Source organism: Mesosutterella porci (genome assembly GCF_022134585.1).
Classification (GTDB): Bacteria; Pseudomonadota; Gammaproteobacteria; order Burkholderiales; family Burkholderiaceae_F; genus Mesosutterella; species Mesosutterella porci.
The window spans coordinates 56,362-75,662 of the sequence record NZ_JAKNCT010000010.1; the positions used below are offsets into that span (position 1 = coordinate 56,362).

At 64.5% G+C, this 19,301-nt stretch carries 17 protein-coding genes; 5 read left to right on the forward strand and 12 right to left on the reverse strand.

Annotation, left to right across the window (positions count from 1 at the left end; genetic code table 11):
* Positions 1-69: 69 nt before the first annotated feature.
* Positions 70-1,191: an MFS transporter gene (locus MAF45_RS08765; protein ID WP_237979319.1), complete on the forward strand. Its 1,122-nt coding sequence runs from the start codon at positions 70-72 to the stop codon at positions 1,189-1,191.
* On the forward strand, positions 1,188-1,370 hold the full coding sequence (locus MAF45_RS08770; protein ID WP_237979320.1) for a hypothetical protein: 183 nt from the start codon (positions 1,188-1,190) through the stop codon (positions 1,368-1,370). Before MAF45_RS08765 ends, MAF45_RS08770 begins: the two co-directional genes overlap by 4 nt.
* Before the next feature lie 131 nt (positions 1,371-1,501).
* On the opposite strand, the gene MAF45_RS08775 is transcribed toward MAF45_RS08770, so the two are convergent.
* The 5 genes from MAF45_RS08775 to MAF45_RS08795 form a co-directional block, all read right to left on the reverse strand.
* Positions 1,502-2,293 (reverse strand): ATP-binding protein, encoded by a 792-nt coding sequence (locus tag MAF45_RS08775; protein WP_237979322.1) that lies wholly within the window; start codon positions 2,291-2,293, stop codon positions 1,502-1,504.
* Positions 2,294-2,383: 90 nt separating this feature from the next.
* Positions 2,384-3,130: a hypothetical protein gene (locus MAF45_RS08780; RefSeq protein ID WP_237979324.1), complete on the reverse strand. Its 747-nt coding sequence runs from the start codon at positions 3,128-3,130 to the stop codon at positions 2,384-2,386.
* A gap of 25 nt (positions 3,131-3,155) precedes the next feature.
* The gene (locus MAF45_RS08785; RefSeq protein ID WP_237979335.1) at positions 3,156-3,947 is read right to left on the reverse strand and encodes an acyl-CoA dehydratase activase; all 792 of its coding nucleotides are present in this window, start codon (positions 3,945-3,947) and stop codon (positions 3,156-3,158) included.
* A gap of 283 nt (positions 3,948-4,230) precedes the next feature.
* Positions 4,231-5,556, reverse strand: coding sequence for a 2-hydroxyacyl-CoA dehydratase family protein (locus MAF45_RS08790; protein ID WP_237979337.1), 1,326 nt, complete (start codon positions 5,554-5,556; stop codon positions 4,231-4,233).
* Between the two features lie 20 nt (positions 5,557-5,576).
* Entirely contained in the window at positions 5,577-6,737 is a 1,161-nt protein-coding gene (locus tag MAF45_RS08795) for a 2-hydroxyacyl-CoA dehydratase subunit D (RefSeq protein WP_237979339.1), read from the reverse strand.
* 339 nt (positions 6,738-7,076) lie between these two features.
* On the opposite strand from MAF45_RS08795, the gene MAF45_RS08800 reads away from it, so the two are divergent.
* Positions 7,077-7,625: a hypothetical protein gene (locus MAF45_RS08800; protein WP_237979341.1), complete on the forward strand. Its 549-nt coding sequence runs from the start codon at positions 7,077-7,079 to the stop codon at positions 7,623-7,625.
* Positions 7,626-7,706: 81 nt separating this feature from the next.
* Here the strand turns inward: MAF45_RS08800 and MAF45_RS08805 are convergent, their stop codons facing one another.
* The 7 genes from MAF45_RS08805 to MAF45_RS08835 form a co-directional block, all read right to left on the reverse strand.
* The gene (locus MAF45_RS08805; RefSeq protein WP_237979342.1) at positions 7,707-8,456 is read right to left on the reverse strand and encodes a TIGR04076 family protein; all 750 of its coding nucleotides are present in this window, start codon (positions 8,454-8,456) and stop codon (positions 7,707-7,709) included.
* A 4-nt stretch (positions 8,457-8,460) separates the two neighbouring features.
* Positions 8,461-11,022, reverse strand: a complete 2,562-nt coding sequence (locus MAF45_RS11415) for an autotransporter outer membrane beta-barrel domain-containing protein (protein WP_237979344.1) — start codon at positions 11,020-11,022, stop codon at positions 8,461-8,463.
* A gap of 785 nt (positions 11,023-11,807) precedes the next feature.
* Positions 11,808-13,274 (reverse strand): sensor histidine kinase, encoded by a 1,467-nt coding sequence (locus tag MAF45_RS08815; protein ID WP_237979354.1) that lies wholly within the window; start codon positions 13,272-13,274, stop codon positions 11,808-11,810.
* Complete coding sequence (locus MAF45_RS08820) at positions 13,274-13,948, reverse strand: response regulator transcription factor (protein ID WP_237979356.1); 675 nt, start codon at positions 13,946-13,948, stop codon at positions 13,274-13,276. Before MAF45_RS08820 ends, MAF45_RS08815 begins: the two co-directional genes overlap by 1 nt.
* Positions 13,949-14,114: 166 nt before the next feature.
* Positions 14,115-14,537, reverse strand: a complete 423-nt coding sequence (locus MAF45_RS08825; protein ID WP_237979358.1) for a PepSY domain-containing protein — start codon at positions 14,535-14,537, stop codon at positions 14,115-14,117.
* 178 nt (positions 14,538-14,715) lie between these two features.
* Positions 14,716-15,450: a DUF6803 family protein gene (locus MAF45_RS08830; protein ID WP_237979360.1), complete on the reverse strand. Its 735-nt coding sequence runs from the start codon at positions 15,448-15,450 to the stop codon at positions 14,716-14,718.
* 141 nt (positions 15,451-15,591) lie between these two features.
* Positions 15,592-15,957 (reverse strand): hypothetical protein, encoded by a 366-nt coding sequence (locus MAF45_RS08835; RefSeq protein WP_237979363.1) that lies wholly within the window; start codon positions 15,955-15,957, stop codon positions 15,592-15,594.
* 189 nt (positions 15,958-16,146) lie between these two features.
* Here MAF45_RS08835 and MAF45_RS08840 point away from each other — a divergent pair, with 189 nt between their 5' ends.
* Both MAF45_RS08840 and MAF45_RS08845 read left to right on the forward strand, forming a co-directional pair.
* Entirely contained in the window at positions 16,147-17,478 is a 1,332-nt protein-coding gene (locus tag MAF45_RS08840; protein WP_237979365.1) for a sodium-dependent transporter, read from the forward strand.
* A 113-nt stretch (positions 17,479-17,591) separates the two neighbouring features.
* Entirely contained in the window at positions 17,592-19,289 is a 1,698-nt protein-coding gene (locus MAF45_RS08845) for an FAD-binding protein (protein ID WP_237979374.1), read from the forward strand.
* Positions 19,290-19,301 lie beyond the last annotated feature (12 nt).

The window sequence follows — 19,301 nt, forward strand, 5'->3', positions numbered from 1 at the left end:
GGGCGCCGGTGAAGCGGCTTGCGGGCCGGGGAGCAGGCCGATAAACTCAAAACTTTCAGGACTTTTTGCTTGAAGGGGGCGCTTGTGACCAATCGGGGCCGGCTGCTGCCGTCGGACGCTCTGAGCTGCTTTTTCTTCTTTACGGCTGCGGGCGGGTACTATTCGCTGCTCACCTCGCGCATGCCCGCCATCAAGGCGGGGGCGGGGGTCGGGGACGCGGAGGTGGGGCTGGCACTGCTCTGCCTCGGGGCGGCCTCGATCACCGGGCTGCTGTTCTGCGGGCGGCTCATCCGGCGCTTCACCTCGGCGCGTCTCCTGCGGGTCTCCTCGCTCGCGCTGTTCCTGCTGCTGCCGCTGGCGGGGCTCGCCTCCGGGAAGCTCGCGCTTTTCGCGGTCTTCGACGTCTGCATGAACACGCAGGCGATCCTGCTCGAGGCGCACAGCCGCATCCGCCTCATGGGGCGGATGCAGGCGGGCTATAGCCTCGGGTGCATCCTGGGGGCGGCGCTGGGCGCGGCCTTTGCCTGGGCGGGCGCCGGGGCCTTCGCGAACTTCCTCTTTTTCTCGCTCGTCTGCCTCGCCTGCCGGGCCGTGGCCGGCCGGCACCTGCAGGAAGATCTCCAGCGAAAGGACTCCGCGCGGCGCTCCCGCCTGCCGCTTTTCGTCTATTTCTGCGGCTTCATGGAGATCTGCGCCTTTTCGAGCGAGGGCGTGGTGGGCGACTGGGGAAGCATCTTCCTGCATTCCGTGAAGGGGGCGCCGGAGTCGACCGCGGCGCTCAGCTTCGGGGCCGCGGCCGCGGCGATGGCGCTCGTGCGGCTCTTCACCGACGGCCTGCGCGTGAAGCTGGGCGATGCGCCGCTGCTTGCCGCGGGCGGGCTGCTCGTCGCAGCGGGCTTTGTGGTCGCGATTGCTGCGGACAGCCCCGTGGTCTGCCTGGCCGGATTCTTCCTTGCCGGCGCGGGCGTGGCTCCGGCCGTCCCGATCGTGATGAGCCGCGCGGGCAGCTGCCCGGGCGTCGACCCGGGGGCGGCCTGCTCGGCGGTCTCGACGATCGGCTACGGGACGTTGCTGTTCCTGCCGCCGCTGCTGGGCTCGGTGTCCGATTCGATCGGGATGGGAAAGGCGTTTCTTATTCCGATCGCCTTCGCGCTGCTGCTGACGGCCGGCAGCCTCGTCTTCAGGAAGTGAGCGCGGCCGCGGAAAAGGCCTCCGGCAAGCAGAAGAAGTTTCTCGCCGAGCACCTCGCGCCCTGGGTGGGAGCCTTCTGCGCGGACGTGAGGAAAGGCCCGGGGTTCTACAAGACGGTCTCTTATATAACCGAGGGTTTCCTGCAGATCGAAGAAGATCTGCCGGGGTTGCGAGCCTGAAAGGGGGGCGCCCGAAGGCGGCGCTTTCCCAGGCCGCTCCCGCTGCCCCGCCCGGAAGACGAGAAGCGCCCGGACTTTTAGGTGCAGCCGGGCGCTTTAGGTTCTCTTTTTGTTAAGCTTTCAAAGCTTTTTCAGCGCTCGCTTGCGTTGACCGCGGCGATCGTTGCGCGCACGGCCCTGAGGGCGGCGTTCCCCTCAGGCAGCTTCATGAGCGACTCGCCCCTGCGGTCGAACTGCTCCACCTCGCTGTCAAAGGGGATGAAGCCGTAAACCGGGAGGTTGAAGACTTTCTTCAGGTCCTTGTTCGAGCTCTCGTCGCCGGGGATGCGGTTGAGCACTACGCCCATACGCTCGCAGGCCGGGACGTAGCCGTCGGCGACGAGCTTCTCGATCGTCTTTACGGTCTGCTGGCCGCGGAAGGACGAGTCGGTGACGAGCAGCAGCGTGTTCACGTGATCGGTCACCTGGCGGTTGATCTGCTCGATGCCCGCTTCGCCGTCGATGAGGATCGTGTCGAACTGGTTCACGAGCTGCGCGAGCGAGTCGTGCAACAGGTCGTTCACCGAGCAGAAGCACCCCTTCGCGTTCATGTGGCCCATGGCGAGGTAGGAAAAGCCCTCCGCCTCCTGCAGCGCATTGAGGATCAGGTAGTCGAGCTGCTCGGCCACCTCGGCCTTTTCGCCCGCCGTTCCCTTCTCGGCCGCCTCGAGAATCTTCTCCCTCACCGCGCCGATCGAGCGGCTCGTATCCACGCCCAGCGCGTAGAGCAGCCCCATCGCAGGGTCGGCGTCGACAACAAGGAGACGGCCGGTCTCGGGGTCGTCCCTGAGCACCCGTGTGAGCATCGTGGTGAAGGCGGTCTTTCCGACGCCGCCTTTGCCGCAGACCGCAACGATTTTGCCCTGGATGTGTTTTTCAGCCATTTTTCCGTTCCTTTTCCCTGGCCTGCCCGTGAGTTCGACGTTCTTTCAGGCAAGGGCCGCGGGTCATGAAAATATGTTTTAGGGCGCCCCTCAGAGGGTTGCCCGGGACGCGCCTTCGCGCCGGTGCCGCAGCTTGACCTTTGCCTCCATCTGCCGGATGGAGGAGCAGGTCTTCTTGTCGGCGCAGGAGCCGCAGTGTCCGGCGAGCTGGCAGGATTTGTAATCAAAGCCCCGGTCTTTCCAGACCCCGGCCTTGATCGAGGTGATGAGCTCCGAGGCGGCCTCGGCCGCGGCTTCTAGCCGCCGCACCAGGGCCTCGTTGCCCGTGACCCAGACGAGGTCGACCGCCTGCACCTGCGGGAAGGCCTCGTGGATGCGGCTGAGAAAGGTCGCGGAGACCGCCTCGAGCCCTTTTTCGGCCGCCTGAGGGGACACCCGCGCCATGAGCCGGTCTTTTGCGGTCTTCACCATGAAGCCCGGCTGGTCGAGGAGCCTCTGGTGGCGCTGCACGAACTGGTAGAAGACCTCCGAGGTGACCTCCGGGCCGCGCAGGACCGCGGCCTGGGCGAAGGCGACGGGCTCGCGCGGCAGCTGCGTGAGAGCGGGCCCGATGAGACGCACCCGGTCGCCGCCGGGCAGCGCCTCGTTCGAGTAAAGGAGGTAGCGCGTCCCCGGGACGCTGTCCGAGCCCAGGTTCGCCCGCGCCTCGCCTTCGAGAATGAGGCCCGCGCGGCCGTTTTTAGCCGCGGGCTCGATGCCGGCGACCGACAGGCTTTTCGTCTCAAGACCTTCGAGCGCCTTCTGCAGCTCTTCCACTTCTTTTTCAAGCGTGCTCATCGATTTTTCCGCCTCTGCCTTTTCCTTAGGCCGCCTTCGAGTGCTCGAGGGCGAAGATCGCCGCGCCGAACGCGCCCATGATCTGGGGGTTCTGCGACAGCGCCGCGAGCTTCACCCCGAGGTGGCGCTCCAGGGCCTGGGCGAGCGCCTTGTTCTGGGCGCAGCCCCCGGTGAGGGCGAGGTCCTCCTCGAGCCCCACCTTGTAGACCATGCCCTTGATGCGCCGCGCGATCGACTCCGTCACGCCCGCGCAGATGTCGGGCAGGGGCATGTTCTGGTTCACGAGCGAGATCACCTCGGACTCGGCGAAGACCGAGCACTGCTTGGAGATCGGGCTCGGGTTTGAGGACTTGAGGGCGTTTTCCGAGAGCTCGGTGAGCGTGATGCCGAGCACCCGCGCGATCACCTCGAAGAAGCGTCCGGTGCCGGCCGAGCACCGATCGTTCATCTGGAAGTCCATCACGCGCCCGCGGCTGTTCACCGAGATCACCTTGCAGTCCTGGCCGCCGATGTCGACGATCGTGCGCACCGTGGGCGCGATCTCGTGGGCGCCGAGCGCGTGGCAGGATATCTCCGAGATTTCCTCGTTCTTCTGCTGGAAGTTGTTGCGGCCGTAGCCGGTCGCGGTGAGGTAGGCGATCGGCGTGTCCGGCTCCAGCCCCGCCTTGAGGAAAGCTTCCGTGCGGGCCCGGGCGGCGGTCTTCTCCGGGCCTCCCAGGGACGGGACGATGGACCAGCCGAGGATTTTCTTCGTTTCATCAATCAGTACGACCTTGCCCGTGGTGCTGCCGAGATCAAGGCCTGCGTATAGACTCATTTTGCCCTCCTGTGTTCCGGGCCGGAAGCGCTTCCCTTTTTGGGGGGAGGGGAGCCGTGCTCCTGGCTAATTATCTGTGTCTATGAATAGGGTACCCGACCGGGGAATCCGGAACCGTTGCCCAAATGACACTTCCCTTCCTGTCCCTGAAGGAGAGGAGGACGGCGGGTCCCCGCAGTCCCTCCGGACAAAACAATCCCGCCGCCTCTGTCTGGGCTGAGCCGCGGCGGGATCCGAGCTTCCATCCCCTCAGGGCTCGCGGGCCCTGAGGGGAAGAGGCGCTTCAGTCCGGATTGGGCTTGAAGCCGTTTACCGACAAGAAGTTGCTGATGTCATTTTCCACCTTCTCGAGTGGCGTGTAGCGTTCGTCAAAGAGGCTGGTCGTGAGGTTCAGAAGCGGCACGCCCATATCGCGGCAGACCTTTTTCAGGAACTGAGTGTTGCCGGCCTTGTCCTTGTGGCCCATGTGGCCCGGGGCGATCACCACGTCGGGGTGGTACTCGTTGATCATGTCGGTGAGGTCATCGATCAGCACGTCGACGAAGCCGCGGCCCTGGCGGATCATCGGCACCTCGAAGACCGCGCGGCGGGCGAGCCCGTAGAACATCGCGTCCTCGTTGCTCGTGTCGATCACCTCGTAGGGCTTGGAGTACTGCTGGTCGGTCATCACAACGGTTGCGTTCCACTTCTTCGCGAGCCACTCGGTGAGCGCTCCGTTCCAGAGCGGATCGAGGTCGGGCCAGACGATGCGGATCTCGTTCTTCATAATCGGACCCACGTGCTTTTTCACGTTTTCCTGCGCGGCCCCGAGCAGCATCCGAGCCACCGCCGTGCAGCGCGGGTTGCCCGCGGGCAGATGCTGGGTGAGCGGCCACATCACCTCCGGCACCGTAAAGCCTGGCAGCGGTGCGGGCGAGGCCTTCATGCACTCGTTGATCTCCTTCCAGATCCGGTACTGCTCGTTGGTCTCGTCCACCACAGCGGCCACGCGCTTGAAGTCGTATTTCGCGCCGGTCACCTTCTCGAGCCAGTGGGCCATCTCTTTGAGTTGCCGGCCGACGTACTCGAAGTCCTTTTTGTCGTGGCCGTAGGAGGGGTCGATCTGGTAAATCGGCACATCGCCGAAGAAGTCGCTCTCCTTCATCGCCTGGTGCACCATGAGTTCGCCGTCGCAGGGCTCACCCATTGCGATGATCACGTTCGGTTTGACGAGAAGCCGGTTCTGGACCGCGTAAATCGCATAGCGGATGAGCGAGCAGACGTTGCCGTCGAGCGGGAAGGAGTCACATTTGTAGGCATCGGCGTAGTTGGTGAACCCGAGGTGCATCATCAGATCGACCACCGGGTTGTAGTTGAGGATGCCCATGCCGTTGAGGATCTCGGGGGCGTTGCCGTACCAGGTGACGGCAATCGGCCGGCCCTCGCGCCGGGTTTTGATTTTGTCCATGTTCCAGTCGCGAAAGAGCCCGATCAGAGCCTCCAGGATCGGGTTTCTCTGTTCGGCCGGAGCCTGGGCCATCTGCGCGAGGATGCCGTTCAGGCGGTCGACGTACTCCTGGGTGCGCTCGGTGCCGTCCAGTTTGGAAAGATCAGTCTTAGCTTCAGTCATTTTCTTTATCCTCTGTTGGATCAGGCCGCTGCGGTGCGGGAAGCGATGCTTTCCTGGAAAGCCTGGATGCGGGTGCGGATCTGTCCGATCCCCTCGGGCCTGTAGGTGGTCTCCAGCTGTATGAAGGGGATCTGGTTCTTCTTCGCGCGCCACAGCAGCATGAGCTGCTCGAAGGCCTCCTGGTCGCAGAAGGCGATGCGCATAGCGATTACGCCTTGGCAGCCGAACTCGCGGCAGAGCGCTTCGACGCGGTCGAGCCTCTGGCCCTGGGTCCCGAAGACGCGGGGCTGCGGCACCTTGTCCCAGTAGTAGTAATGCAGGACGTTTTCGACCGGGTCGCCCTCCTCGGGGATGTCGCGGGCCGCGCTGGCCAGCCCGTTGCCCAACGAGTCGCAGACCACGACACCGCCGTCCTGCTCGAGTGTTGCGATGATCTCGGGGCGGTCTGCGTGGAAGCCGTCATAGAAAAAGCGGCAGGCTGGGCGCACAGTTTCGCCCCCGGACTTGAGCTCTTTAATGAGCGCGGCGAGCTTTTCGTTTGCTACGGCGCGCGGCACGGAGGAAAGCGTCATGAGCACCGAGGCGGTCTCGGTGCCATCCAGGTACACCTCATCGCCCTTCTTCAGCTCGTAGAGTTCCCGGATGAGACGCCGGGTCTCGTTGGCCGCGCGGATCGCCTCGCGGACCTTCTCCGGGGTGATTTTGACGCCGAAGCGCTCTTCGGTCGCAGCGATCATCGTGCGGACCTGGTCCTTGAAGAAGGCGTAGCCGTTGTCGTCTCTCTTTTTTGGGAAATAGATGAAAGCGTAGGCCGGGCAGTCTTTCCGGCAGGCCTTCCAGTTGTCCCAGATGCGGCGCATGTGGTCGCAGTTGTTGAACCAGACCGCGCCGTCGAGGAAGCTGTACTTGCCGTCGAGGATCTCGTTGAAGGTCGCGCGCGTGAACTCGCAGGCGATCGGTTTGTAGTAGGCGTCGGCGAGCTCCGTGCCGTCGGCGGTGTTGCCGCGCAGGGAAAAGGTCATCGCGCCGGCTGCCTCGAGCAGCTCCGCGGGCGTGTCGGGATAGAACATGCCGATCACTTTTCCGCCCGCAGCTTTCCAGGCTTTGGTTTCGGGATTCTCAAGCATTTGGGCCGTACGCTTGAACCAGTCAAGCACCGGAGTCGGTTTTGTCCGTTTCATGAGATGCCTCCTTAAATGGCGAATCCGCGGCTGCCCGGCAGCTGGGATCCTTGATCTGCTGAACCGCGGGGTTCCGGCGGGGCCGGGCGCGGCGATCGTTTTCCGGGCGAAGGGCTCCTCCGGCCGAAGGCCGCGGCGGGCTCTGCCTCTAGTTATTAGGGACTACTAGCAGAATAGCCAAAGGAGGTGTCTGAAACCGTTGTCCAATCGACAGTTTATTCCGGCGGGGAAAGAGGACGGACAGCGGCGGAGGAACCCGCCGATTCCGCCGGGGTGTGACAGCGGGAGCGAAACTAATCTTTCGGGCCCGCAGGAGACGGGGAGAGGGGGGGAGCGGTGATGGAACGAACATTCAATACGCTCGATTTCGAGCACTTTGACGCCGTCGCGGCGGACGAAAAGTGGGCGGTCGAATACAGGCAGCCGCGATGCCCCGCCGTGAGGATCCTTATCGACGGACGGGATCTCAACGAGATGATCGTCGAGGCCGAGGCGCGGTTCAAGGGTGAGCCTCCACGGAACCCGGACGATGAATACGGGCATGAGTCTGCCCGAAGTCTCCTGAAAGAATTAAAGCCTTCCGAAGGCTGGGAGGATGAGAAGGACTACTGGCTGGAGCTCAACTGCTGCTCAGAGTGCGGTTCCACCGGCTGCTGGGGGGTAACGGCGTACTGGGTGGAAAGACCCGGTGAGGTCGTCTGGCACCATTTCGAGCACGCTCACAGGGACTATCCCTACGATTTCGCATTCCATTTTGAGAAGACGGCTTACGAAGCCGCGATCGGCAAACTGGAGGCGTTTGCGCATGAAGAGGAGCTTTTCTATGCCGCACTTGAAAAAGAGCGGAATCAAGGAGGCGCGAAAGAAGGGACAGAGCCGCGGGATTAACCGTCGCCCTTGAGAGGCAGCCTGGCGCGGCTTCAGCGTTCTTTTTTAAGTGAGGCCCTTTTAAGTAAGGCGGCCCGCTGCTCAAAATGAAATCAGAAGGGCCTTTAGGCTTTCCCTGAAGCCATGCAGGGAGCCAGCAGGACGGGAGGCGGCCGATGCTGCCGCACCGAGGCAGGCCGGCCCCAAAACCACCGCATAAAGTCCGGAGCGCCGATAACCGAAAGAAGGGGGCACCGGCACACTTTTGAGCAGCCTTCTTTCGGCAAAAAAGCCGCCGCCCGGGTGTTCGGGCGACGGTTGAAAAAATCCGGGGAAGCGTAGCGGCGTGCCTGGATCAAGGGGCGGCAAAAAGCCAGGCGGCCGCGGCCAGGGCGGAAAGCGCCACCCGGACGAAGCGCGGTGGCAGAGGCGTCTTTCTGGTTTTTCCCATGTGTCTTTCGGGCTCCGGCGGAGTGCCTTCCTCTTTCCCTTCAGCCCGCGTAGGCCGAGTCCGCGCCGTTTTTGAAGTTCTGAGCCGCAAGCCACCGGCGCTCTTCGTCCGTCTCCCGGGATGTCGATCCTCTCGATCTTGAAGATCACGGGCCTCGTGCCGTCGTTGCAGCAGGCGATCATCACCCGCTCGTCGTTTGTCCAGCGGTGCATGATAGAGCCGCCCTGGAGCGCCGTGTAGACGTACCTGCTGATCGCGTCCCAGGCCTCGCCGCAGAACCGCCCGTTCATGAGGTGGTAGAAGTCGTCCTGCTGCTCGTCCCTTCGCAGCAGGAAGGTGTCGCCAGCCTTGAAGCAGGGGCAGGGGCCGGAGGCGGTTTGCTCAAGGAGCGCCTGCTTCAAGGGCTCAGAAGGAGACCTTCAGCCCCAGCCGTCCCTCAAGCTCGGTGGCATAGCGGTGGCCGTGCTGCGTTTCGAGGTACCCGTAGAGCTTCACGCTCTTGTTGAGGTACTTCTCGCCGCCGATGCCCGCGTAGCCGCGGACCCCAAGTCCGTCCACGTCGTACTTTTCGCCGTTCACGTGCACCGTCTGGTCGCCGTCGAACTCGTAGAGCACGCCGCCCCTGACGTAGAGGTCGCCCGTGAAGTTCCCGTCAGCCCCGAAGAAACGGCGGCCCGCGAGGACGCCCGCGTGGCCCGTGACGCTTGTCATGCTGTCCTCATCCACCTTCATGCCGTTCGTTAGTCGGTAGTCCGCGCCTTCGGCGCGATACCAGGACGCCTGCAGCGAAGGCTCCACAAACCATGCCCCCTTCTCGCCGAAGCAGAACTGGTGGCCGCCCTCTACGGATACTCCGAAGCCGTGGGTTGTGTAATTGCCCTTGAAGCCGCGGCCGTCAAGCATCGTGCCGCGCATCTCCTGGTGGTAGAGGTCGGCGCCCGCGACGATGTCGAGGTAGCTGCCGCCCGCAAAGAGCCGGGTCGCATAGAGCGAGAAACTCTGCGAGTTCGAGTCGCCGCGACTCGTGTTCCAGTCGTTGCGGGCCTTGTCGTCCGAGGTCGTGAAGTGGAAGTAGCCGCCGAGAATCCAGTCTCCCGCCTTGCGGTCCGCGCCCGCGTTCACGCGGAAGGCGCTCTTGCGAAGCACCTTCCCTTGGTAGCCCGTGAGCCTCGAATAGCTGCCGCCCGCGCTCGCCCACAGCCCCGTCCCGTCCTGATGGCGGGCGTCTCCGAGGCGCTTCCTCAGGTCATCGAGCCCCGTGATGAAGTTGGATGTCATGCTGCTGGAGCTGCCCATGGCAAGCACTGTTGCGGCTGAAGGCGACAGTATGGGGACCGTCGGAACGACGGGCTTGTCCGGATTGGCCGGTTCGACGGGAGTGACCGGCTCGTCCGGAGTGACCGGCTCGACGGGCCGCTCCACGCGCTTCAGGTACCATTCGCGGGCCTGGCCGGAGTCGGTGTCGGCCCTGCGGTCGGCAAGGGTGTAGACGTAATTGCCCTGATCGATTACATTCACATAGCCGCCTTGGTTTGCAAGCGCGAAGGTTGCGTCGCTGCCCGCGCTGACGGCAGAGGCGGTCTCCTGGACGAGGAAGGTAGACATCGCCTCAGGCAGCGGCTCGGAGCCGCAGCCCTCGACAAGGAGCTTGTGGCTGCCGCTCGCCTTGTCCGTGATAATGATCTGGTCGGCTTTGTCGGCGTTCACGTCCGCCCGGAGGCTGAACGTGCCGTCGCTGCCGGTGAGCGTCCCGATCGTGAGCTTCCGGTAGGTGCCTTCCGGCGCGTTGTAGCCGACGTTGATCGCTGCGCTCTCCACCTCCAGGTTGGAAACCGAGCTGTCCATGGTCATGTTCCAAGACGCGCCGTTCTTAAACTGGAGTGCGGCGCTTCCGCCCTCAACGAGCGCACCGCCCGTGAGGGACGAAGAAAAGCCGGCAAAGGGGAAGACTGCCTTGCCGCCGCCTTCCACATAAATATTGCCCGTCGCCTTAAAGCTGGAGGGATCGGAGCTGCCGTTGAAGTTTTTAAAGGTGACTTCGCCGCCGCTCTTGACCATAAAGACATTGCCGTTGCCGCCCCCGTTGGAGGAGGCGTTGACAGACTGCGTTCCGGTCACGCCGGTCTCGGCCTGGATCTGATCGGCCTTGATGGTCACCGAGCCGACTTCCGCATCGACCGCCGAGTTGTTGGTCGATTTCATGATGAGGCTGCCGGCCTTCAGGACAGTGGAGGCGCCAGCCTGGCCGCTCTGGACGGCGGCGTATTTTCTGCCGTCATTGGAAATGGTCGCCGTGCTGCCGGAGTTGCCGAGAACTTCGACTGTGGAATCACTCAAAGTGCGGATCGCGGATTTGGTCCCCGAGGTGATGTCCAGGTTGTTAAAGCCGCTCAGGGTCACTCGGTTGCCTGATTGGGCGAAAACGGCTTCGCCGGCCTTAAGCGTTATTTTCTTCGCCTTCACCTCTACCCATGAGCCTGGCTGGCCGTTGCCCCGGTACGAGGTGTAAATGGCGTAGTGATACGGCTCCATGTTGTTGACCAAGCTCGCCGTGCCCACGTCGATCAGGACATTGTGCTTGCCGTCAGCAGCAATTCTTTCATTGGTGTCAAAATCAAAGTTGCCGAGAATTGATGAGTCACTTTGGGTGGTCGAGGCCTCGATATCCAGGACGGAATCGCTCCCGCCATGGAAATAGGTCGTCCAGATGGGACTGTAAAGCGAGTAATTAAGCGTTTCCTTAATATTGAGCCGGCCCGAATTGTTGAGGTCAACCGATGTTTTGTAAAAGAGCTCGGGCGCGCTGCTGCTGGCTGTATACGTGATTGTCGCTTGGTTTCCGTCTTTTACATAGTAGCCTTCGGCATTGGAAAGCGACTGGCTCCTTTCTGTAATGGTTGCATCATGAAGCTCAATCTGAGCAGCGCCCGCCGGGAGCGCGGCCAGTCCTGTACAGGCTGCAAACACCGCTGCGGCAATCTCTGTCCATACCCCCCCCTTATACAAACTCTTGAATTTTCAGCCATTCTCATTTCTCATCCTTTGAATGCGGCCTTTGAGATAAAGCCCGGGTTAATGTTCGTAAAGAAAAAGCAAGACATGTAAATTTTATTACTTCAGTGCCCTCAGGGGACAGGGCAAAACAAGAGCGAAGCCCGCTCTCGAAGGGGCTGTTGCTTCGGGTAGCAAAGAAACGGGATTTTCGGACTCAGAGCTCTTGGAGAACCGGGAAAATCAGGCCTTGTGGACCAATCACGGGACTTATTCGACTGCAGGCGTTTATCCCTGTTTGCAGCGAGCCGAGGCGAGGGAGCCGTCCGGAAGCTTCAGCCCGGTCCGCCGCGGGGCTGAGAGCTTTTCGCTCAAAGGCAGCCGCCTCCTCAGAGCCGGCGCAGGGCAGGAGATGGACGGGCGGGCGACGCAGGTGACGTCACTCGGACGGAGCCGGCCGCCGCGGATCCGTTGCCAGACTGTCCGCCGGATCCCCTGATCGGCGAAAGGCTTCAGGCTTGCGGGGAGGCTGAGGCGATTCATTCTTCGCTCTGGTCAGTACGTCTCCGGCGGTTCGAAGGCCCCTCGGTCTTCTGGCGCAGTGACGGCGGCGGGCTGCGGCAGACTGTTTCCGAAGGCTTTTTCCCCGCGTTTGTTGAATGTCTGCGCGGCCGAGCCTTTTCGGGACGGGCCGGGAGGGCGCGGCTTTCTCTTTTTCCCGCTGTTTTAGGGCCGCGCGGGAAGCTGAAAAAAAGGAGAGGTCAGTCCTTCGAGGCGGGAAGGAACACAGCCGCGCACAGCCCCGGAGGTCTCTCTCCCGGCCTCGCGTCGGAAAGCGTCACGGTGCCGCCCGCCATGTCGGCGTAGGTCTTCACGATCGCGAGCCCCAGGCCCGTGCCCGCCACCCCCGAGCCCTTGATCCGGTAGAAGGGATCAAACACCCGCTCTCGCTCGGACTCCGGAATGCCGGGGCCTGTGTCCCGGACGGTGAACTCGAGCCCCTGGTCCGTACGCTTGGCGGTGAGCGTAATCGAGCCGCCCCCGGGCGTGTAGTGCACGGCGTTTTCAAGGAGGTTCCTGAGGATCGCGAAGGCCGGGGCGCGGCTTACGCCCGAGACGGGCTGCTCGCCCTTTCCGTCCAGCCCCTCGGCCGAGAACCTGAGGCCCTTCTTCTCGATTTGGTCGAGCAGGGGCTCAAGCGCCTCGCCCGCGAGCTCCGACAGGTACCAGGGTCGGGCGTCGCGGCGCAGCAGCTCCGGGGCCTCGCCGCTTTGCGCCCGGGCGAAAAGCAGCAGTTGCGAGACCTGCTTCACCGAGCGTTCGAGCCCTTCGCGGAGCCGCCGCACCACGGGTCTGGCCTCGGGGGAGTCCGTGATGCGGTCGAGGTGCTCGGCCTCGAGCGTGAGCGCGGTAAGCGGCGAGCGGATTTCGTGCGCGGCGTCCGCAGTGAAGCGAATTTCGCGGGTCCTCGCCTCCCGCACCCGGGCGAGGAGCGCGTTCACGGCGTTCACGAAGGGCCGGATCTCGTCGGGGACGCCCGCCGTGGAAAGCGGCTCGAGGCTCGCGGCGCGGCGCGAGGCCACCTCGCGGGTGGCGGCGTCCAGGGGCTTGAGCGTCTTCCAGATCACCCAGGCGATCACGCCCAGCAGCACCGGCAGAAGCGCGGCCAGCGGCAGCACCGCGGCCGTGGCGGTCTTCAGGGCCGAGCTGTCGCGCTGCTGCAGCGGCTCGGCCACCGCCGTGTAGCGCCCGGTGGGCAGGAACACGACGCAGATCCGAAGCTCCTCGCCGTCCACGCGGCGCGTGGTGAGGCCGGATCGGAGCGGCGAGTTGAAGGCGACGTGTACCGTCTGGCCCTGCAGCGTCATCATGCGGAGCGCCACGGGTTCACCCGCCGGAATCTCGGTGCGCTTCATGGGGTTCACGAACACGGTTTCGCCCGGCATCATCATCATGCGGCGGCGCCGCACGACAAGGGGCTCGTCGGAGTCGAGCCGTTTTTCGAACTGCTCGGGGGCCATGGTGAGGGCGCCGGGGATCACGTTGGCCACGTCGGCTCGGGCGAGCGCCACGGCCATGTCCTCGAGGTGCGCGTCGCGGGTGGCGAGTGCGTCGGCCCGCACGTTCTGGAAAAGGAGGGCGAGGGCCGCCGCCACGAGCAGCAGCGTTGCCGCGGCCACCGCAAGGAGCGTGCGCGTGAGCAGCGACCTCGAGCGCAGCGGGGCCATTACGCGCTCTCCTTCCTGATGCGCCAGCCGAGTCCGCGGATGTTCTCGATGAAGCCGGATCCGATCTTGCGCCGCAGGGCGTGGATCAGGTACTCGACGGCGTTCCCCTCGGGCTCGTCGCCCGGCGCGTAGAGCTTATCTTCAAGCGCCCGGCGCGAGAGGATCGCTCCGGGACGCACGAGAAGCGCGGCAAGAAGTGCATATTCGCGCTTGGAAAGGGTCACCGAGGAGCCACCCACCGTGCACTCGTGGGTGACGGTGTTGAGCGCGAGCCTGCCCGAGCGCAGCACCTCTCCGGCGATCGGCCCCTTGCGGCGCATGACTGCCCGGAGCCTTGCAAGCAGCTCGGAGGTGTGGAAGGGCTTGAGCACGTAGTCGTCGGCGCCGGCGTCTAGCCCCTCGAGCCGGCTCTCGAGCGCCTCGCGCGCGGTGACCACGATTACCGGGAGGTCGCACAGGGGACTGGGCATCGCCCGGATGCTTTTGAGGACGTCGATCCCGTCCATGCCCGGCAGCCCCAGGTCGAGCAGCACCGCTTCGGGCGAGCCGCTTTTTACGGCCTCGAGCCCTTCGGGCCCCGAGGGGGCCCAGAGCACGGTGTGAGCCTCATTCTCAAGTGCGGCGCAGAGCGCCCGGGCGATGAAAGGGTCGTCTTCGATAAGCAGGATTTTCATGGCGCCAGGGGCGGGAAAGGAGTCTCTCCCGTCCTCAAAAAAAACGGAAGCCGCGCCCGGGGCGGCTTCCGTCGCAGGAAAAAAAGAGGGGGCGGAAGTCTCTCCCGGCCCCTCTAGTTTAAGCGGGGAGCGGGGGCAGCCGCTCCCCGGTGGGAACGGGTGGGCTTTAGTAGCAGCCGCGGCCGCCCATCATGCCCGGGCCCATGCCCCAGTGACCGCGCGGCCCCATGGGGCCGAAGGGGCAGCCGTAGCCGTTCGTGCTGCGGTTGCCGAGGTCGAAGGCCGCCTGGATCTTGCCGCTCTGCGCGTCGACGAGCGCGGAGATCATCTTCCCGTCCTTGTCCTGCAGAAGCACGTCCCAGACGAGGCCATAGTGCGAGCCGCGCAGCTGCGCACGGCGGCTCTGACCTCCGTAGGCTTTCTCAGCCGTGGAGACGGCCTCGGCCATGGAGATCTTGGGCGTCACGTTCTGGCCGTAGGCGGGGCCCCCGAGAGGCTGCGGGGCCGGAACGCCCGAGGCCGCGAAGGCGGCGCCGGAAAGGGCGAGAGTGCCGGCGGCAAACAAGGCGGCAGCGGTTTTTTTCATCATGATGGATGTCCTCCAGGTTGTGTTCAAGTTTTCGAAAGGGAGCGGTCCGGTTTTCACCTGAACCGCTTTCCCTCATCTCTTGACTGACAGTGTAGGCGGCGAAACTTAGCCGGACGGTAGCTTTTCCTTAGTTTTCCCTAAGTCGGGGTAACGAAGTGTAGAAAAGCGCCGCAGGCTGTTACGGTTTCGCGGCCCCGCCCATGTTCATGCCTTCGTGGCTCATGTTCATGCCTTCGTGGTTCATGGGGCCGCCCTGCGCACCTGGGTCCGCAGGCGAAGAGGCCGCGCCGTCGTGGAAGGGGCAGCCGCTGCCTGCCTGCCCCATCTGGCCCTGCATCGGCATGGGCTGGGGCGCAGGCACCTCACCCATCTTGTGTCCGCCCATGGGGTCGTCCGCGTTCATGGAGCCGTGCATATGCTGCATCTGCATGGGAGCGGACGGATCCTGCCAGCCCGCGATCGCGGGGTCCACCATGCCGAAGATCATGGCGACGTGCGAGAGCACGAGGAAGGCGGCCACGCAGCCGATGTGAAAGCCCTGCCTCGCGCGCTCTGCTGCGCTCCTGAGCAGCACCCGCGCGTGCAGCAGCGCGATCAGGATCATCGGGATCCCGGCCAGGAGGTAGGAAAAGACCGAGACCACGTCAACCCAGGTGCGCCACTGCCTGAGCTCGGTCACCGGCACCACGACGGAGGGGATCAGGTAGAGGCCGATCGCGAGGAAGACAAGGCCCGCCAGCACGCCGCAGACCCGGTTGAGGGTGACGAGCGCGGGGTGCCTGCCCGGGGAAAAGAGGTTGATGAGTTCGGTAATGGCAATGGTTTCGGCAAGGATCACGGGAATCGCCATGAAAAGGATGAGGTTCCAGGGCGAGTTCACCATGAGCAGTTCCATGTAATGCGTCATGGACATAGAAATTCTCCAGTCAGTTGTTCAGTTCATTACAAAAGAGGCGGCCCGGGAGGGCGCGGAGGCTCAGCCTTCGGTTTCGCGCTGTAAAAAATGAGAGCGTGGCGCCCCGGGCGCCGTCAAGGCAAAAAAGGGACGGGAGAATCAGGCTATGGGCGGCCTGTAGATGCCGCCGCCCTGCAGCTCCGGGGCGGCAGTCCTTGCCGCGGGGAAGGGAGCGGGGGGCGTCATCAGCCCTGCCGGCGCCGACGGGGAGCCGGCGGCAAGCGTGAGCTCGCAGCAGACGTGATGGAAGCCGCCGCCCTGCGGGGCAGCGGCGGCACTGGCGCGGTGCTGGCCCAGGCCGGGGCAGCACGCGTGCGGCCCGGCCACCGCGGGGACCGCCGCGGCGGCAGGCGCCTGTCCCATCATGCTCACGGCGGCGCTCGGCCGCAGCAGCAGCGCCGCGGCCAGAACGAAGAGGAGAAGCGCTCCAAGCGCCGTCCTCAGAAAGGCGTTTGCATGATCCATGGGGCAGAAAAACGAGGATGTAGAGTAAAACTTTCGGAAACGACTCTACCTTTCAGGGCCCGTGGCGTCAACGCCCCGGTGTTTCGAGTTGTTAAGGGGCCGGAAACGCCCGGTGGCCGGGGCCTGCGGCCTGATCCGGGAGCTTTGTGCTAAGGTAGCCTGTTGCAATTTCTAACAGGAGGGGAACACATGACTCAGAGAGCGACCTGGGCTTCTAAAGCCGGTTTTGTCCTTGCGTCGGCCGGAGCCGCCGTGGGGCTGGGGGCGATCTGGAAGTTCCCGTGGCTCGCGGGCAGCAACGGGGGATCGGCCTTCGTGCTCCCCTACGTGCTCCTTTCGCTCACGCTCGGGTTCGTGTTCCTCACGGCCGAGATCACGCTGGGCTACATGGGCCGGGGCTCCATTGTGACCACCATGCGGAAACTGGGCGGCCCGCGCTGGGTGCCGGTGGGCTACATGGGGGTCGCCACCGGCCTTCTCGTCCTCGCCTTCTACTCGGCGATCGGGGGCTGGACCATCGCCTATCTCGTCGACGCCCTGATCGGCCGGGGGCTTGTGGCCGACCAGGCGCAGCTGGGCGCGCGCTTTGCCGCGGTGAGCGGCAACCCGACTCTTGCGATCGGCTACCAGGCGCTTTTTCTCGCGCTTACGGCCGGCATCGTCGCGCTGCGGGTGAACAAGGGCATCGAGCGGCTCTCGCGCGTGCTGATGCCCGCGCTTTTCATCCTGATGCTCATCCTCATCGTGCGCGGGCTCACCCTTCCCGGGGCGGGCAGGGGGCTGGCCTACCTCTTTGCCTTCCGGCCCGAGGCCTTCACCCGCGAGAGCCTCTACGCGGCGCTCGGCTTCACGTTCTTTTCGCTTTGCGTGGGCTGCGGCTGCATGATGACCTACGGCTCCTACCTCCCGCAGGGCAGCAGGATCCTGCGCTCCTGCGCCGAGATCGTGGGGCTCACGACGCTCGCCTCAATCCTCGGGGCCCTCATGGTGATGCCCTCGGTCTTCGCCTTCGGGCTCGATCCGGCCGCCGGCCCCGGCCTTACCTTCGTCACGATGCCGGCGGTCTTTGCGCAGCTGCCCGCGGGCGGGTTCTTCGCGGTTGCCTTCTACGCTTGCCTCGCCTTTGCCGCGCTCACGAGCTCGGTGTCGCTGCTTGAGCTCGACGTTGCGTTCCTGGTCGACGAGAAGGGCTTCGGCCGCGTCTCTGCCTCCGGGCTCTGCGCCGCGGCCGTGATGGCGGCGGGCATTTTCTGCTCGCTCTCCTTCGGGCCGCTCGCGGACTCGAAGTTCCTCGGCCGCAACCCCTTCGAGTGGTGCGACTTCCTCACCTCCAACCTGTCGCTGCCGCTCGGCGGCCTTGCCGTCGCGCTCCTTGCGGGCGTGTTCTGCTGGCCCGCCTTCCGCCGTGCCGTTGCGACCGGCTCGAACCTTCCGGAGGGCTGGTGCCGGCTTTTCCGGGTGCTCCTTACGGTCGCCTGCCCGGTCCTCGTGATCGCGGTGCTCGTGACGGGGCTGGCCTGAAAAGGAGGGTTTCCACGGATTCTGGTGCGGGAAAAGCCCGCCCGGGATGCCCCCGCTGCGGCGCCGCAGCGGCGCAGGCCGCGGTTCCCGATGGCAGCTGGACCGGAGAGGGCATGGGCCGTAACGGCCCCGTGAAGGTCGAAGTGACGACGAAGGCGGTCCGCATCACGCAGGTGAAGGTTCTCAGCCACAAGGAGTCGGTCGGCATTTCCGACCCGGCCTTCTCGCGCGTTCCGAAGGAAATTGTCGACAACCAGACGGTGAAGGTCGACGCGGTGGGCGGGGCCACGCTCTCCTCGATGGGCATCATCAACGCCGTGGCCGCGGCCCTGAAGAGCACCGGTGCTGACGTGAGCGGCTTCATGAAGCCGATGAAGCACAAGTCGCTTGCAGGCGCCGCTCCCAGGGAAGTGAGCACGGACATTCTCGTGATCGGCGCGGGCAACGGCGGCATCACGGCCGCGGTGAAGTCGGTCCTTGCCGGCAAGAAGGTGATCCTCATGGAAAAGCGTGCGGCGGTGGGCGGGGTCTCGGCCCTCAACCACGGCGGCTACGCGGCCACCGGCACACGCTATCAGAAGGAGGTGATCAAGGAACTGCACGACTCGCCCGATCTCCTCTACAAGGACATGATGAAGGGGGGCGATAACCGCAACGATCCGGTGCTCGCCCGCATGACCGCGCAGCGCACGGGCGAGGCGGGCGACTGGCTCATCGACGACCTGCACATCCAGTACGGCGCGGCCTGGGTGAAGTTCCCGGGCCACAGCGCGGCGCGCCAGATCAGCGCGAAGGGCAACTCCCTGCACTGGCAGCAGCAGATGCTCGACATCTATAAGAAGCACGGCGGCATCATCATGACCGACACCCGCGCGACCTCCTTTGTGGCCGACAAGGCGGGCAACGTGATCGGCGTGAAGGCCTCTGGCGTGAACAGCCAGCCCTACAGCTTCAAGGCTAAGTCCTACATCCTCGCCTCGGGCGGCTACGGCGGCGACCCGGCGATGGTGCCCGAGCAGGCGAAGCACGCGCTTTTCTACGGGCTGCCCACGGAAACCGGCGACGGCTTCAAGATGGCCGGCGCGATCGGGGCGGACAAGATCAACATGGACTGCATCACGATCTACCCGAACGGCATCGAGGTGCAGCCCGGCCGCTCGATGGACACGACCGGCTCCTCGACCCTTGCGGTGCGCAACAGCGCGATCTACGTGAACTCCGACGGACGGCGCTTCATCAATGAGAACAGCTCGCTCAAGGACCTCGCCCGCGCCACTCTCGCGCAGAAGAACTACATCATGTACCTCGTGATGGACGACGCGGCCTGGAAGATCTACCAGAAGAAGGCGGTGGATGACCATACGGTCACCTCGGCCGCGATTTTCGATTCCTGGAAGTCGATCCGCAACCACGGCCGCCCCGTGATCTGCGAGGGCACGATCGATCACTGCGCCGGCGAGATGGACATCAACGCCCAGGGCCTGAAGCAGACGATCGCCGACTGGAACGCCTCGGTGAAGGCGGGCGAGGACAAGGCCTTCGGCCGCAAGACCCTCAAGGCGATCGGCGAGGGCCCCTACCACATCGTCGAGCAGAAGGGCCGCTACCAGACGACGCTGGGGGGCCTCAAGGCCGACGCCCAGATGAGAATTCTCAACACGCAGGGCAAGCCGATCGGAAACCTCTTCGGCGCGGGCTCAGTGGTGGGCGGCGCGAACGGTGCTGACGCCCTGACGACGCTCAAGAACACCTGGGTGATCGTCTCGGGCTACGTCGCGGCCGAAAGCGCGCTGAAGAACCTGCAGAAGTAAAGACGGAGAAAA